The 14,265-nt window shown below is 67.9% G+C and carries 13 protein-coding genes; 5 read left to right on the top strand and 8 right to left on the bottom strand.

What is annotated here, in order from left to right:
* Window positions 1–23 precede the first annotated feature (23 nt).
* On the bottom strand, window positions 24–869 hold the full coding sequence (locus tag ACSQ8Y_RS02845; protein WP_436264953.1) for a M15 family metallopeptidase: 846 nt from the start codon (window positions 867–869) through the stop codon (window positions 24–26).
* Between the two features lie 128 nt (window positions 870–997).
* On the opposite strand from ACSQ8Y_RS02845, the gene ACSQ8Y_RS02840 reads away from it, so the two are divergent.
* A complete protein-coding gene (locus ACSQ8Y_RS02840) occupies window positions 998–1,882 on the top strand; it encodes a hypothetical protein (protein ID WP_436264952.1) in 885 nt (294 codons plus the stop codon).
* On the opposite strand, the gene ACSQ8Y_RS02835 is transcribed toward ACSQ8Y_RS02840, so the two are convergent.
* Genes ACSQ8Y_RS02835 through ACSQ8Y_RS02825 form a run of 3 tightly spaced genes read right to left on the bottom strand, consistent with a single transcriptional unit; the run spans window position 1,879 to window position 4,333 of the window.
* Window positions 1,879–2,256 (bottom strand): VOC family protein, encoded by a 378-nt coding sequence (locus tag ACSQ8Y_RS02835; RefSeq protein ID WP_436264951.1) that lies wholly within the window; start codon window positions 2,254–2,256, stop codon window positions 1,879–1,881. The two genes, ACSQ8Y_RS02840 and ACSQ8Y_RS02835, sit on opposite strands and share 4 nt — an antisense overlap.
* Window positions 2,253–3,023, bottom strand: coding sequence for an alpha/beta fold hydrolase (locus ACSQ8Y_RS02830; protein ID WP_436264950.1), 771 nt, complete (start codon window positions 3,021–3,023; stop codon window positions 2,253–2,255). Before ACSQ8Y_RS02830 ends, ACSQ8Y_RS02835 begins: the two co-directional genes overlap by 4 nt.
* A 23-nt stretch (window positions 3,024–3,046) precedes the next feature.
* The gene (locus ACSQ8Y_RS02825) at window positions 3,047–4,333 is read right to left on the bottom strand and encodes an MFS transporter (protein WP_436264949.1); all 1,287 of its coding nucleotides are present in this window, start codon (window positions 4,331–4,333) and stop codon (window positions 3,047–3,049) included.
* Between the two features lie 92 nt (window positions 4,334–4,425).
* On the opposite strand from ACSQ8Y_RS02825, the gene ACSQ8Y_RS02820 reads away from it, so the two are divergent.
* Complete coding sequence (locus ACSQ8Y_RS02820; protein WP_436264948.1) at window positions 4,426–5,589, top strand: citrate synthase family protein; 1,164 nt, start codon at window positions 4,426–4,428, stop codon at window positions 5,587–5,589.
* A gap of 7 nt (window positions 5,590–5,596) precedes the next feature.
* On the opposite strand, the gene ACSQ8Y_RS02815 is transcribed toward ACSQ8Y_RS02820, so the two are convergent.
* Genes ACSQ8Y_RS02815 through ACSQ8Y_RS02805 form a run of 3 tightly spaced genes read right to left on the bottom strand, consistent with a single transcriptional unit; the run spans window position 5,597 to window position 8,752 of the window.
* Complete coding sequence (locus ACSQ8Y_RS02815) at window positions 5,597–6,400, bottom strand: ParA family protein (protein WP_436264947.1); 804 nt, start codon at window positions 6,398–6,400, stop codon at window positions 5,597–5,599.
* 37 nt (window positions 6,401–6,437) lie between these two features.
* Window positions 6,438–7,205 (bottom strand): response regulator, encoded by a 768-nt coding sequence (locus ACSQ8Y_RS02810; protein ID WP_436264946.1) that lies wholly within the window; start codon window positions 7,203–7,205, stop codon window positions 6,438–6,440.
* Between the two features lie 14 nt (window positions 7,206–7,219).
* The gene (locus tag ACSQ8Y_RS02805; RefSeq protein WP_436264944.1) at window positions 7,220–8,752 is read right to left on the bottom strand and encodes an ATP-binding protein; all 1,533 of its coding nucleotides are present in this window, start codon (window positions 8,750–8,752) and stop codon (window positions 7,220–7,222) included.
* A 179-nt stretch (window positions 8,753–8,931) separates the two neighbouring features.
* Between ACSQ8Y_RS02805 and ACSQ8Y_RS02800 the strand changes: the two genes are divergently transcribed.
* Entirely contained in the window at window positions 8,932–10,668 is a 1,737-nt protein-coding gene (locus tag ACSQ8Y_RS02800; RefSeq protein ID WP_436264943.1) for a cytochrome C, read from the top strand.
* Between the two features lie 21 nt (window positions 10,669–10,689).
* On the opposite strand, the gene ACSQ8Y_RS02795 is transcribed toward ACSQ8Y_RS02800, so the two are convergent.
* The gene (locus ACSQ8Y_RS02795; protein ID WP_436264942.1) at window positions 10,690–12,609 is read right to left on the bottom strand and encodes a DUF6351 family protein; all 1,920 of its coding nucleotides are present in this window, start codon (window positions 12,607–12,609) and stop codon (window positions 10,690–10,692) included.
* A 233-nt stretch (window positions 12,610–12,842) separates the two neighbouring features.
* Between ACSQ8Y_RS02795 and ACSQ8Y_RS02790 the strand changes: the two genes are divergently transcribed.
* Window positions 12,843–13,313: a rhodanese-like domain-containing protein gene (locus tag ACSQ8Y_RS02790; RefSeq protein WP_436264941.1), complete on the top strand. Its 471-nt coding sequence runs from the start codon at window positions 12,843–12,845 to the stop codon at window positions 13,311–13,313.
* Window positions 13,314–13,322: 9 nt separating this feature from the next.
* Entirely contained in the window at window positions 13,323–14,246 is a 924-nt protein-coding gene (gene epsC / locus ACSQ8Y_RS02785; RefSeq protein ID WP_436264940.1) for a serine O-acetyltransferase EpsC, read from the top strand.
* Window positions 14,247–14,265 lie beyond the last annotated feature (19 nt).

The raw sequence follows: 14,265 nt of genomic DNA, 5'->3' as shown, positions 1-14,265 counted from the left end.
ATTTCCTTGAGGAAGCACAAGCCTCAGCGTTTGCGTTGCAGCGTTCCCGCCAGGCGCAGCTCCGCGTGGCCGAAGTCCATCATGGTCCAGCGCCCGCCCCAGGTCAGGCCGGCCGCTTCGGCAACCTCGCCGTACAGGCGATAGCCGCGCATCGCCCACGGATCTTTTTCCGAGATCACCAGCTTGCCGTCGCGCAGGAAGGCGCAGTCGGCGGCCAGACCGAACTGGTGGTAGCTCTGGAACGCCTTGGCATTGGTGATGCTGGCGCCCGCGCTGGCCAGCAGGTCCTGCCGCTCCGGACTGCGGTAGCCCTCCAGCAGCGCCATCTCGTAGCCGTGGCGCTCCTTCATGATGCGGAACACCAGCAGCAGGCGCTGCTCGAAGCCCGGATGGAACAGTTGCCAGCTGCGGCTGGCGCCCGCCAGCAGGGGCCGCACATGGTTCACTTCGGCCGTGGTGAACACCAGCGGAGGCAATGGCGGCGGCGCCGCCAGGCGCTCTCCCTTGAGCAACTCGGCCACCTGGCTGTTCGCCTCGTGGCCGGCGCCGTCGAAGGCGGGCAAGGCCAGGCGGCGGCCGGCCAGCAAGGCCAGCGTTGGCGGCAGCAACAGCATCAGCGCACCGCCGGCCACCAGCCAGGCGTGGCGCAACAGTACGCCGTGCCATTGCAGCAGGCCGCTGTAGGCCGAGGATCCCAGCGCGTGCCAGCGGCTCTTCCGGCTGCGCCTTGCTTCGCGCCGGCGTCGCCAAACGCGGCCCAACCATTCCTGCGCCGAGGCCATCCACAGCCCGCGCGCGGCCGGAAACAGCAGCATCCAGGCCGCAAGGCAAGAAAAAAGGAACAGCAGCAACAGAGAAAAGACCAGCATAGTGCGCTCCGTCAAAACGTGGCTGGGCGGCTGGCGGCACACTGGATGGCGGCCATGCCGGACTCAAACCATCGTATGCGGCCTGAAACCCGACCGTGTCGAAGCAGATCAAACCTTGGGAGGATAGATTGGACAAACCCAAACCGACGCAGCGGCCGGACCTGCTCTCCGCGCCGCAAGGCAGCAGCAGCAGCAGCAGCCAGCGCATCCTGGCCAGCCTGGAAAACAGCGGCAAGAGCAATGCGCCCGGGGCGACACTGGCGCGCCTGCGGCCCAGTCACCTGGTGCTCCTCGTGACGCTGCTGGCCGTGCTGGCGGCGATCGTCGCGTGTTTCAGCTACGTCGGCATGGAACCGGCACAGCACCGGAAGGAACTTGACTTCGGCAAGCACCCGACGCCGCTGGCCAGGCCACCGCAGGAAGTCGAGCGGATGGCGGCGGCCATCGTCAACGAGCCGTTGCCGGCCGTCTCGCCCGCGAGCAGCAAGCTCTCCTCGAACCAACACAGGGCGGCAGCCGCGGCAGTTGCGGCGGCGGCAGCAGCGCAGCCGGCTGGCGCGGCTCGCATCGCGCAGCGGCGAACGGCTGCCCGTCTGCACGCGCCGGACACGCCGGCCAAAGCGGCGCCTGGCATGCCGGCGACACAGGCGAGGGAGTGGGGACATGCACACGCCAACGCGTCCGCATCGCCCAGTGCCTCCGCACGGCCGCTCGCAGCGGCGTATGCCGGGGGCACGGTGCCGCAGGCACGCCTCTCGGCCGCGGCAGCCCAGCCGGACAGCGACATTGCGCTGCTGACCGCCCTGGTTGCCCACACCGGAGCGCAAGCATCCAGCCCACCCACCGGGCAAGCCAGCCGCGATGTGGTCGAGCACAAGGAAGGCGACAGCACGGCTACGCTGCTGCGGCGTTGCCAGCGCCTCGGTGGCGCGGAAGCCAGCTTGTGCCGCACAAGGATCTGCAATGGCCTATGGCTGCACGAGGCGGCTTGCCGCACACCGGTAGAGGACTAGGCGCGCTCGGAAATCTCGATCAGGTTGCGGTCCGGATCACGCAGGTAGACCGACCGTATCGGCCAGTTGGCGCCGGTGCGCGCGACCGGTCCTTCTTCAATCGGCACATCCAGCTGCCGCAGGCGCGCAATCACAGCATCCAGCGGAATCGCCGCGATGAAACACAAGTCAAGAGAACCCGGCGTCGGCTGCTCCGCCTTGGGCAGGAACTCTTTGCCGTACTCGTGCAGATTGATCTTCTGCGCGCCATACTTGAATGCCACACGGCCGGCGCCGAAAGTCTCCAGTTGCATGCCCAGCACGCGCGTATAGAAATCGATGCATCGCTCCCGCTCGCGCGTGGTCAGCACCAGGTGATCGAGATGATCTATCATTTTGTCTCCAGCTCCTTCATGAACGTGTGGACAGCCGCCAGCACCGCCTCCGCTTGCTCCTGGTGCGGCGTATGCCCGCACTCCGGCACCAGAAGCTTGCGCGCGGCAGGGACCTGCGCAACGATCGCGTCCAGCTGCGCGACGGTGCCGTACTGGTCGCCGCTGCCCTGCAGCGCCAGCACCGGGCATGCCACCGACGCCAGCAGATATTCGATGTTCCAGCGGCTGAACGCAGGCCGCAGCCAGGTATCCGCCCAAGCCTTGAAGATCTGCTCCGTCTTGGCGCCGTGGTAACGCTCCAGCCCGCGCAGCTTGCCCGCGCCGAACGCCAGCTGCGCCTCGCGGATGCCGGCCAGCGTGACCTCCTCCACGAACACGTGTGCGGCTTCGGTCACCACGCCCAGCAAGCCTAGCGGCTGGCCCGCCGCGTAAATCAGCGCGATGCTGCCGCCGTCCGAATGCCCCACCACGACATGCGGCCGCCCGCCCAGCAATTGCGCCAGCACCTGCGGCAATTCCTGCAGCGCATACTGGTGCAGGTAATGGACGCTGCGCCCGCCGCGCAGCGCTGCGGACTGGCCATAACCGAGCCTGTCGTACACGAGGCCCGCGCAGCCCGTCAGCGCGCACAGGCGCGCCGGGAAGTCCTTCCACATGGCCGCGCAGCCCAGTCCTTCGTGCAGGAAGACCAGCACCGGTTTGGCGGCATCGCCCGCTATCGCTTCGTAGTACAGCTGGCCGCCATCGGCCAGTTCCAGCATTGCCATTGCGCTCTCCTCGTTGTGCCAGCCTACAGATTACACTGGCCTGCCGGCTCGCCGTGCGGAGCCCGCAACAACAGCAGCGCATACAGCAGCAAACAGGCCCCTGCCAGCATCAGCGCGGGCGGTACACCCAGCAGTTCGGCGGCCCCGCCCCACAGCAGGCTGCCGGCGGTCTGGCCCAGCGCCAGCGCCATCAGGTAGACCGACAAGGTGCGGGCGCGCACCTCGCTGGGAAAGGACGTCTGCGCCGTGCTGTTCAGCGTCGTCACCATGGCGGACCAGGCCATGCCGCCCGCGGCGGCCAGCACCATCAAGGGCAGCCAGGCCCGCGTCATCGCCACGGCGATCAGCATTGCGCCGAACACCGCCACGGCACCGGCCAGCAGATGGCGGCGCGGGAAGCGCACGCGCAATTCCGGCAGCGCGAATGCGGCCAGTATGGCGCCGACGCCGAGGCTAGCCATCAAGCTGCCGAAGACACCCGACTCCTTGTGCAGCACGTCGCGCACGTACACGGGCAGGAGCGAGGAAAAAGCGATCGCGCCGCCGAATATGCAGGCCGTATGGCGCAGCAGGCGCCGGTACGGTGCCGAGCCGCAAGCGGCCAGCAGGCCGGCACGCAAGCCGCTCCAGTTGATCTGCGCGCGTGCGGCGGGAACGGTCTCCCCGTCGCCGTCGCGCATCCAGTCCAGGTACACCAGCAATAGTCCGGCGAAAGACAAGGCATTGAACAGGAACAGCGGCGCGGCGCCTATCCACAGGAACAGCGCACCGCCCAGCGCGGGCCCGGCGGTGGCGGCTAAGTTGAAACTGAGATTGTTCAGCGAGGCTGCGGCCTCCACCTCCTCCGGCTGCACCAGCCCGGACATGGCGGCTTGCCACGCGGGCCACATGAAGGCGGAGCCGGTGCCCATCATGAAGATCAGCGCCAGCACGGCGGCGGGCGACACGCGGCCGCTGGCGGCCAGCGCCGCCATGGCGGCCGCAGCCAGCGCCATGAAGGCATTCACCGCGAACAGCAGCCGTGGACGCGGCAGCGCATCGGCCACCACGCCGGCCAGCAGGCCGAACATCAGCATGGGCGCATAAGTCGCGGCGGGAACCAGCGCACTGGTGTGGGTGCTGCCTGGAATCGAGGCCACCAGCCAGGCGGATGCGAAGGTCTGGGTCCAGGTGCCCAGGTTGGAGAACAGATTGGCGAGCCACAGCTGGCGATAGCGCTTGTGGCGCAGCGGTTGCAGCATGGGCACCTTGCGGCGGCCGGCCGGTGCGGGCTGCGCCGGCGGCATTGCGATAGGACTATTCTTGTGCATACAATGGCTCCCGGTTCACGTGCAGCCAGTCTGGCGGCGCGCGAAACCAGCGTCAATCTTGACTCCCGCAATCAACATAAAATATGCTGCGCATGAAGAAAGAGCTATCGTCCAAGGAAGCCGCCGCGATACTTGGCGTGTCACTCGCGACGCTGTACGCCTACGTCAGCCGTGGCCTGCTGGTGTCCATCGCCGACGGCCGTGCGCGCAGCAAGCGCTACGCGCACGAGGACGTGCTGCGCCTGGCCGCGCGCAAGGCGGACGGCAAACGCGCAGGCCACGCCGTGGCCGCCGCCATGAGCTGGGGCGTGCCGGTGCTGGAGTCGCGCATCTCGTCGGTCGCGGGCGGCAAACTGATCTACCGTGGCCGCGACAGCAGCGCCCTTGCCGCCCACGCCACGCTGGAGCAAGTGGCCGATCTGCTTTGGGGCGGAACGGGCGAGGAGTCCGATGGCGGCGCCGGCAAGCTGCCGCCCGTGCCACAGCTTCCGGCCGCCGTCGCCGCGCTGGCGCGCACCATGCCGCCGCTGGAGCGGGCCATGGCCTTCTTGCCTGTGCTGGCATGCCTGGAGCCGGGGCCGGAGCGCTGCCCCGGCGCAGCGCCACCCGCGCAGCTCATGCGTATGCTGGCCAGCCTGCTGCTGGACGCGGAGGTTACGAGCGCCCCGCTGCACGAGCAGGTCGCGCGGGCGTGGGGCGTCCAGGGAGCAGCGCAGGAACTGCTGCGCGCAGCGCTGGTGCTGATGGCGGACCATGAACTGAATACGTCCACGTTCACGGTACGCTGCGTGGCGTCCACCGCCGCTGCCCTGCCTGCGGTGCTGTGCGCGGGCCTGGCGGCATTGTCGGGGCGCGAGCATGGCGGCCACTATCTGATCGCGAAAGACGTAATGGAAGCGGAAGTGGTCCGCCCCGGGAATTTTACGGTAGAAGCCATGCAGCCCGGCTTCGGCCATCCGCTGTATCCGGACGGCGACCCGCGCGCCGCGCTACTGCTGGAGATGATGAAACCGCTGCCGCGGGCGGCCGGCGTTCTGGCCCTGGCGGCAAGGGCGTCCGCCATCAAAGGCGCGGAGCCGAACTCGGACTTCGCGCTGGCTGCCCTGGAACTTGTCCTGCAACTGCCGCCGCACTCCGGCGTGGTGCTGTTCGCGCTGGCCCGCTCGGCAGGCTGGCTGGCCCACGCGGCCGAACAGATGGCGGACGGCGGCGTGATACGGCCGCGCGCCCGCTACGTCGGCGACTTCGCGGCATAGGAAGGCATCAGCCCCGCTTGCGCTGCGTTGCTGCGCCTTGCTGCACCGCCTCCAGCTCCTCGTACAGCGCCACGAATTCCTGCGACAGCTTATGGCGCGCGTCCAGGTGGATCATCGGCAGGCAGCGCTCGTGCGACTCGCGCACCTTGATGGAACTCGACAGCTTGCTGTTCAATACCGGCAGGCCTTCGGCCAGCAGCTCGTCCACCATGCGCTGCGGCAGATTGGCGCGCGGCTGGAACTGGTTGACGATGATGCCTTCGATTTCCAGCGCCGGATTATGGTCGGCCTTGATCTCGCCGACGTTGTTCATCAGTGTGTACAGGGCCTGGCGCGAGAAGTCGTCGCAGTCGAACGGAATCAGGCAGGAGTCGGCGGCGATCAGCGCGGACTGGGTGAAGAAATTGTAGGCCGGTGGCGTATCGATGATGATCTCGTCGAACTCCTTGGACAGTTCGTTCAGCGCATCGCGCAGCTTGTAGATCTTGTGGCGCGACTCCAGCTTGGACTGCAGCTCGCCGATTTCCGGATGCGAAGGCATCAACCACAGGTTTTCAAAGCCGGTTTCATGCACGTAGCCGCGCGCCGACAGCGAAAACACCATGAAATTCAAGGTCTGCTCGAAATAGCCAGCCACGGTGGGCTCGATTTCCTTGGCGGCGTCGCCCAGCAGGTAACGGCTCGAATTGCACTGCGGGTCGATGTCGATCAGCAGCGTCTTTTTCCCCTGGTGCGCCGCAATCGCAGCAAGATTCACGGCAATAGTCGATTTCCCGACGCCGCCCTTCTGGTTGAATATCACTCGTTTCATGCCTGCTCCATTGATTTCGCTCGGGGTAGTCCCGATTTTAGCAGACTGGCAACTCGAATCTGTAGCCTACGCCATACACCGACTGCAAACATTCGGCGGCGGCCGTGGCGGCGGCCGGTTCCGCCGCCAGTTTGCGGCGGATATTCTTGATATGCGAATCGACGGTGCGGTCGTTGCTGTCGCGCTGGTCCACGTGCGCCACATCGAGCAATTGCTGGCGCGAGTACACGCGCTCGGGATGGGCGATCAACTCGGCCAGCAGGCGGAATTCCACCGGCGTGAGCGGCAGCGCCGTCCCCGCCAATAGGATGCGCATGCGTTCGCGGTCCACGGCGAACAGCGGCGCGGCCGCCTGCGCGCCCGCTTGCGCACCAGGCTGCGGCTGAGCCGGCCCCTGCACCGGCCCCTGCCCCTGCCCCTGCACCGCTCCTTGCAGCAGCGTGCCGGACGCGCGGCGCAACTGCGCGCGCACCCGCGCCACCACCTCGCGCGGGCTGAAAGGCTTGCAGACGTAGTCGTCGGCGCCGGCCTCAAGGCCCAGCAGGCGGTCGATCTCGTCCACCCGCGCCGTCAGCATGATGATGGGCACCTGCAGGAAGGCGCGCGCCGCCGTGCACAGCGCCAGCCCATCCAGACCGGGCAGCATCAGGTCGAGCAGCAGCAAGTCGACCGGGTTGGCGCGCAAAAAGTCCAGCGCCTGCGCCCCGTCCGCGATGCAGGTCACGCGGTAGCCGGCGGCCAGCAGGTAGTCCGCAAGCAGCGCCGATATTTTCGCGTCGTCTTCCACCACCAGTATGTGTTCCATGTGTCCCTTGTTGTTCATGCCGCCAGAGGCAGCCGCACGCGGATGCGCACGCCGCCCAGCGTGGAGGGCAACGCCGCGATCTCGCCGCCGTGCGCCTCCACCAGCGCCTTGCAGATGGAAAGCCCCAGCCCGCTGCCGCCACGCTCGCGCGTGCGCGCCCGGTCCACGCGGTACAGGCGCTCGAACAGGCGCGCGTAAGCACCCGGAGGCACGCCGGGCGCGCTGTCGTCGATGGCCAGCTCGGCATGGCCGTCGCGCGCCGCCAGTGTCACGGCGATGCGTCCGCCCCCTTGCGCGCGCCCATCCGTATAGCGGACGCTGTTCTCCAGCAGATTGATCACCACCTGCTCCAGGCGCCCAGCGTCGCCGTTCACCCGCAGCGCCTGGCCGCCCAGCGTCCAGGCCAGCTCCAGCCCTGCGCCTGCCGCGCGCGAGCGGTAGCGCTCCAGCAAAGGCTCGAGCAGCGCGCGCAGTTCCAGTTCCTTCGGCTCGCAATGCAGGTCGCCCGCGTCGGCCAGCGCCAGCTGGTGCAGATCGTCCACCAGTTTGGTCAGGCGCAGCACCTCGCCGTGCAGCGATTCCAGCGCGGCCGGACCGGCCTCGCGGATGCCGTCCTGCAGCGCCTCGATCTCGCCGCGGATCACCGTCAGCGGCGTGCGCAGTTCGTGCGACACGTCCGCCATCACCTGGCGCCGCTGCTGCTCGCTGCGTTCCAGATCTTCGGCCATGGCATTCACGTGCAGCGCCAGTTCGCCCAGTTCGTCGCGGCTCAGCACGGGGGCGCGGGCAGCGAACTCGCCGCGCGCCAGCCGCGCCGTCACACCGTTCAGTGCCGCCACGGGCCGCAGCAGGTGCCGCGCCAGGCCGGCCGCCAGCGCCACCGCCACCAGCAGCAGCGCGCCCGCCAGCAACAGGATGTCGCGCACCTGGGCGCGCAGGAAACCCGCTGCGCTGGTGTTGGCGCCGCTGGCCTGGCGCAGCGGCAGCAGGAGCACTTTGCCCACAGTACGGCCGTCGACCACGATGGGCCGCTCGATGCCCGGCGGCGGTTCGCGCGGGCCGATCACGGGCAGCCCCTGTGCGTCCATCACCGACAGGCGCTGGGCGAAAGCCATCGGATCGCGCAAGGGGCCCTGGCGCGGCGGGCCTTCAGGCGGCGGACCTTCCCGCATGGGCGGCGGCTCGCGGCGCGGCCTGCCGTCATCCTGCTCAGGCGGCGGTGGCGGACCATAGCCGCGCTGGGGCGGCGCGCGGCGCGCGGGACGCGGCGGCGCGTCCGGCTCCATCAGCAATTGCGGCGCCATCCGGTCCAGCACATCCTTCATCGCGCGCGGACGATGGCGCAGCCAGTCGAAGTTCCCCTCCTGGCGGTAACGCTCCGCCAGCAGGCCGCTCACCTGTTCCAAGTCCTGCGACTGCATCTCGTTCAGATAGGCGACAAAGCCGCGCTGCAAGTTGACGCTGGCCAGCCAGGCCATGGTGCCTATGCTCAGGATGACGACCGCGCTGACGGCGAGCGCGATCTTACGGGCGATGGTCAGGCGCACACGCGCTCCAAAAATGAAATCGAGACAGGGTTCATGCCCGCCATCATACCTGCCGAATGTGCAGGAATTGTGCAGGCGGCCAAGCTGTGACAAGAATGCCACGGCGCTCCGCGTCCTCCATTTTTCCTCCACATTGCCAATACATGCTGTTTCCTACCAGAACTAAAAGGAGAAACACCATGCGAGCAACCATCCGCCTTGCGGGTCCCACAGTCTTGACCGCACTCTTGACCGCGCTGCTCGCCGCCTGCGGTGGCGGCAGCGCCGACCAGCCCACGGCCGCAGCGCCGCTGCGCCTTGCCGCAGGCGGCGCGGCACCAGGCGACGCCGCCGATCCGGCCGCCACCGCCAATACCGGCAGCACGGACACTACGACCACTGCGGCTATCGCAAACGCTACGTCAAGCGGCGAAGCGGCGGCAGCGGCAACCTCGGCAACCTCGGCAACACTGGCCACGGCGGACATTTCAGTCGTCACCGCCGCCGTCTCGCGCGCGGCGCTGGGCGCTCCGCAAGGCGCCCTCCCCCCGGCGCCGCCCGTGCCGCAAACCAATCCGGACGGCACCTCGCTGACCGTCAGCGCGGCGGGCTTCATCGACAGGACCAACGCCTTCTTCACGCCCATGGGCAATGGCCGCAGCTGCGCAAGCTGCCACAGCGAAAACGCAGGATGGAGCGTGACCCCGCGCGGCCTGGCCCAGCGTTTCGAACAAAGCGCCGGCAGCGACGCCATCTTCCGCCTCGTGGACGGTGCGAACTCCCCCGTCGCGGCCACCGCCACGCTGGACCAGAAGCGCGTGGCCTACAGCATGCTGCTGACCAAAGGCCTGATCCGCGTCGGCATGGCGCTGCCGGCCAACGCCGAATTCTCGCTGGCCCGCGCCGACGATCCCTACAATTTCGCCAGCGCGCGCGAGCTGTCGCTGTTCCGCCGCCCGCTGCCGTCGGCCAACCTGAAATTCCTCAGCACCGTGATGTGGGACGGCCGCGAAAGCCCGCTCACCACCGGCGCGGCCGGCGTCAACTGCCTGCTCAACGCGCGCCCCGCGCAGTGCTACGCCAGCCTGGACAGCGGCCTGCTCGCGCAGGCCCGGGACGCCGTGCGCGGCCACGCCGAGGCGGCGCAGGAACTGAGCGCCGCCGACCAGCGTGCCATCGTCAATTTCGAGAGCGGCCTGTTCGCCGCGCAGGTCAGCAGCGCCGCCGCCGGCAGCCTGCTCGAGGGCGGCGCCAGCGGCGGCCCGCTGGCCTTGTCCGGCAACGCCTTCTACTTTGGCATCAATGACCTGGAAGCGGGCGACTACCGGACGGGAGCCCCCTTCACGCGGAACGTGATGACCATGTTCGGCGCCTGGCGCAACCTCGATGCACCGCCGGCACCGCAGCGGCCCGGCCCGGGCGGCCAGCGCACCCCGCCGCCGGCGCCGGCCAACACCGTCAACACGGCACGCGCATCGATCGCGCGCGGCGAAGCGCTGTTCAACAACCGGCCCTTCAATATCACGCAAGTGGCAGGCTTCCCGCAGCGCGGCACGCAACCCCAGCGCGGCAGCTGCGCCAGCTGCCACAGCGCGCCCAACGCGGGCAGCCACTCCACGCCGCTGATGCTCGACATCGGCGTGGCCGACGCACGCTTCCGCACGCCGGACATGCCGCTCTACACACTGCGCAACAACACTACCGGCGCCACCGTGGCCACCACAGACCCCGGCCTGGCCATGCTCAGCGGCCGCTGGGCCGACGTCGGCAAGATGAAAGTACCGGTGCTGCGCAACCTGTCCGCCCGCGCGCCTTACTTCCACAACGGCGCGCAAGCCGACCTGCAAGGCGTGGTGCGCTTCTACGACCGCCGCTTCCAGATCGGCCTTACGCCGCAAGAGGTGGCGGACCTGACGGCCTTCCTGAAGGCCTTGTAAGGGCCTGGCAGGGGCGGCAGCTCATGGCCGCCCCTGGTCCCCTTGCGCGTAGTCGCACACCCCCTGCGGGAAGATGCGCTTCAGCCAATCCGTCTGCGCGGCGGTGAATTGCACGGCTGCCGGATACGTGCCGTCGGCGAGCGCGCTGGCCACCGGTTTCAGGGCGCACTTGAACACATCGCCCTTGATCGAGCCGCCCGCGACCATGCGCGGGCTGCTGTAGACCGGATAGGCCCTGGTGCACGCGCCCGGCGCGTTCCGGTTCAGGATGCCGTCCCAGACCGACGGCCCGGCAGCGATCAGCGCGCTGCCGGTATCGAAGCATTTATCCGTGAAGTCGGCAGGCGCCGATCCGCTGGCCAGGTGGCGCTCCAATACCGGCAAGGCCTCCAGCACGCGCGCTCCCAGGTCCGCGTCCAGCCGCGTGAACCAGATCACCTGGTTCTTGGCCTCGCCGGGATTGGCGTCGAGCAGGCGCTGGCGCACCGAGAACGACTGACGCGCGTTGTGCATGTTCAGCTCGGCCTCCAGATAGGGGCGCAGGTCGATCACCGGCATGCCCAGGCGCTGACCGCTGAACACATGGCCCGACGTGTACGCCTTCTGCATAGCGCTCACATCGCCGGCGCGCCGTGGCGCCGGCATGCCGTCCGGCGAACGGCAAGTGGCGCTGCGCTTCATATTGCGGCTGTCGAAAGGATCGTCCTTCATTTCCCATTGAACGAAGTCCGCCTGCTCCTTCCAGCCCCCGATGCAGGCATTGATGCGCAAGAATTCATCGGCGCCTATCTGCCCCCGCGCAAGCGCGTCCAGGCCGTACTGCACGCCCACGTTGTCGAGCGGAATGGGCGCGTAGCCTTTGCTGTCCGTGCCATAAATCTCCGCCAGGTCGTTCCAGTGTGTCCACTTCACGTTCGCGAACACATTGGCCGGATAGCGGTAATGTCTGGCGCCTGCGTCGAACTTCGGATCCTTGAACACCGGGTTGAGCACCGACGGCATCGCCATCTTCCAGCCGCTGATGCACTCCGTCGAACTGTCGCTCGCGTTCATGCCTTCGATCAGCGCGTGGTTGCGCGGCTTGGCCCACGGCGAGGAAGGATTCAGTTCCGCCTCGTCCTTGAAGTACTGGCCCAGCAAGGGACAGTCGGAGATGGGTATGGTCTGCGTCACCATGTCCGGATAGGACTGGATGGCGATGCCCGCGTCGAGCAGGCCGGGCCGGTTCTGCGCGAACATATACTGCTGCACAGCGCCGCCCGAGCCGCCTATGCCGATGGTGAATTTCGGCTTGCCGTAAGCCTCGACGAAACGCGCCTTGGTCTGCGCCGCCGTCTCCGCGGCGAGCTGCATGTTGTAGTGCACGCCGGTCTCGTTGCCGGACGAGCTGACCACCGCATAGCCCTGCTCCAGCAGCTTGGGCATCAACGCCCGTTCGGAGCCGTTCAGGCGCTCGTTCACCCACATCGCAATGCCCTGCTGGTGACCGATACCGACGCCGCCGCGCAGCCAGTAAATCAGCTTGCCGTTCCACGACGGGGCTGCCGCCTCCGGCGCCAGCGTGACGATGGTGTACAGGAAGCGGTTGATGGTGCCCGCCTCCACACGCACCACGAACGGCACTTTGGCGCCGTTGTAGGTGGCGGATTTCATGTCGGAAGGCGGATCGGCCGGATCGTAGGGCTTGAAGCGGCTGCCGTTGTAGTAAAGGTGGAGTACGCGCGTCTGGATCTTGCAGAACTGGCTGTGACCCAGCAGCTGCCCCTCCGCGTCGAAAACCGGATGGCCGATGCCCTGCTGGTTATCGACCAGCGGCGGCCCGAGCCCCGATTCTTCCGAGCGGCAGACGAAGGGCTGCTGCGGCGCGGCGGCGGCAGGGATGGCGGCGGAAGCGCCGCAGGCGGCGACCGCGCAAGCGGCCCAAAAACTCCGTGTTGGCATAGCGGTTTCCCTCGCGACGTTGGTGTCGCCTAGTGTAACCCGAAGCGCGGCGCGTCCCCCATGAGCACGATCAACGAGTCGTCCCGGCCTCCTTATCTGTTTTTCATCTTTTCCAACTTGTTTTTATTCGTTCTGTTTCACTTTCGCGAAACGTATATTCGAGTCACTGGCTGCCGTCTATCGCCATCAGCAAGACCGGATACACCGTCCCGTAACAATCATGAGGCCCATTTATGTCAGTTGACGTCGCCGCGCCCGCCTTGCCCGAGGCATTGGAATCGATCAGATCCGAAGCCGAAACCGCCGGGTTGCCTTTTGCCGGCGGCGTCACGCCCGCCACCGCATGGCAGCTCTTCTCCGAACGAGACGTGCTCCTGGTGGACGTGCGCTCCGCCGAAGAACGCAAATTCGTCGGCCACGTGCCCGGCAGCGTCCATGTGCCTTGGGCCACCGGCACCGCGCTGATCCGCAACCCGCGCTTCGTGCGCGAACTGGAAAACAAAATCGGCGGCAAGGACGTCCCTGCCCTGCTGTTGTGCCGCAGCGGCAAGCGTTCCGCGCTGGCGGCCGAAGCGGCCACCAAGGCCGGCCTCGGCGCCATCTTCAATGTCCTGGAAGGCTTCGAAGGTGAAATCGATGCCTTGCACCAGCGCGGCAAGGCGGACGGCTGGCGCTTCCGCGGCCTGCCCTGGGTTCAGGACTAAGGAGAGCACGTGCGTACTTTCGACATCACCACCATCGTGCAGGACCTGCACGAAGCACGCCACGTCTGGCGCCGCGCGCAGGACCGGTCGAACGAACCCGGCGGCCGCGAGTTCCCTTCGCGTAATGCGCTGGCCGGCATCCTCGACAGCCTCAAAGGCGTGCTGTTTCCCATGCGCCTGGGGCCGCCCGACCTGCGCCAGGAAAGCGAAGACTTTCATGTCGCCCACGCACTCGACGCGGCCTTGCACGCCTTGCTGAAACAGGTGCGCCGCGAGTTCAAATACAACGCCGCGCTGGCCGGCACAAGCTTCGACGACGTCGACGACCGAGCCCTGGCCGCCGTGCGCGCCTTCGCCGCCGCCTTGCCGCGCATCCGCGGCCTGCTCGACAGCGACGTGCTGGCCGCCTACCACGGCGACCCCGCCGCGCGCAGCGTCGATGAAGTACTGCTGTGCTACCCCGGCGTGCTTGCCATGATCCACTACCGGCTCGCGCACAAGCTGTACGAACTGCGCCTGCCGCTGCTGGCGCGCATCGTGGCCGAGCTGGCCCACGGCGCCACCGGCATCGACATCCATCCCGGCGCCACCATCGGCGCCGGCTTCTTCATCGACCACGGCACCGGCGTGGTGATCGGCGAGACCGCCCAGATCGGCGAGCGCGTGCGGGTCTACCAGGCCGTGACGCTGGGCGCCAAGCGCTTCCCCACCGACGCCGACGGCAAGCTGCAGAAAGGCTTGCCGCGCCATCCGGTGGTGGAAGACGATGTCGTCATCTACGCCGGCGCCACCATACTCGGCCGCATCACGCTGGGCAAAGGCGCCGTCATCGGCGGCAATGTGTGGGTCACGCACGACGTGCCGCCGGGAGGTCGCATCGCCCAGGCCGAGTCGCGCGAAGGCGCTTTCGCCAACAGCATCGCGGCCACCTGAGCGCCACCGGGAGCAGCAC

It is taken from the genome of Pseudoduganella sp. LjRoot289 (assembly GCF_964252925.1).
Taxonomy (GTDB): Bacteria; Pseudomonadota; Gammaproteobacteria; order Burkholderiales; family Burkholderiaceae_D; genus Rugamonas.
Note: the sequence above shows the minus strand (reverse complement) of the source record. Positions and strands in the feature narration are given on the sequence as shown.

Excerpts from the sequence above, each read along its gene's own strand:
- ACSQ8Y_RS02795 (WP_436264942.1), bottom strand. The coding sequence starts at position 12,609 with ATGCCAACACGGAGTTTTTGGGCCGCTTGCGCGGTCGCCGCCTGCGGC.
- ACSQ8Y_RS02845 (WP_436264953.1), bottom strand. The coding sequence starts at position 869 with ATGCTGGTCTTTTCTCTGTTGCTGCTGTTCCTTTTTTCTTGCCTTGCG.
- ACSQ8Y_RS02800 (WP_436264943.1), top strand. The coding sequence starts at position 8,932 with ATGCGAGCAACCATCCGCCTTGCGGGTCCCACAGTCTTGACCGCACTC.
- ACSQ8Y_RS02830 (WP_436264950.1), bottom strand. The coding sequence starts at position 3,023 with ATGGCAATGCTGGAACTGGCCGATGGCGGCCAGCTGTACTACGAAGCG.
- ACSQ8Y_RS02790 (WP_436264941.1), top strand. The coding sequence starts at position 12,843 with ATGTCAGTTGACGTCGCCGCGCCCGCCTTGCCCGAGGCATTGGAATCG.
- ACSQ8Y_RS02810 (WP_436264946.1), bottom strand. The coding sequence starts at position 7,205 with ATGGAACACATACTGGTGGTGGAAGACGACGCGAAAATATCGGCGCTG.
- ACSQ8Y_RS02820 (WP_436264948.1), top strand. The coding sequence starts at position 4,426 with ATGAAGAAAGAGCTATCGTCCAAGGAAGCCGCCGCGATACTTGGCGTG.
- ACSQ8Y_RS02825 (WP_436264949.1), bottom strand. The coding sequence starts at position 4,333 with ATGCACAAGAATAGTCCTATCGCAATGCCGCCGGCGCAGCCCGCACCG.
- ACSQ8Y_RS02835 (WP_436264951.1), bottom strand. The coding sequence starts at position 2,256 with ATGATAGATCATCTCGATCACCTGGTGCTGACCACGCGCGAGCGGGAG.
- ACSQ8Y_RS02815 (WP_436264947.1), bottom strand. The coding sequence starts at position 6,400 with ATGAAACGAGTGATATTCAACCAGAAGGGCGGCGTCGGGAAATCGACT.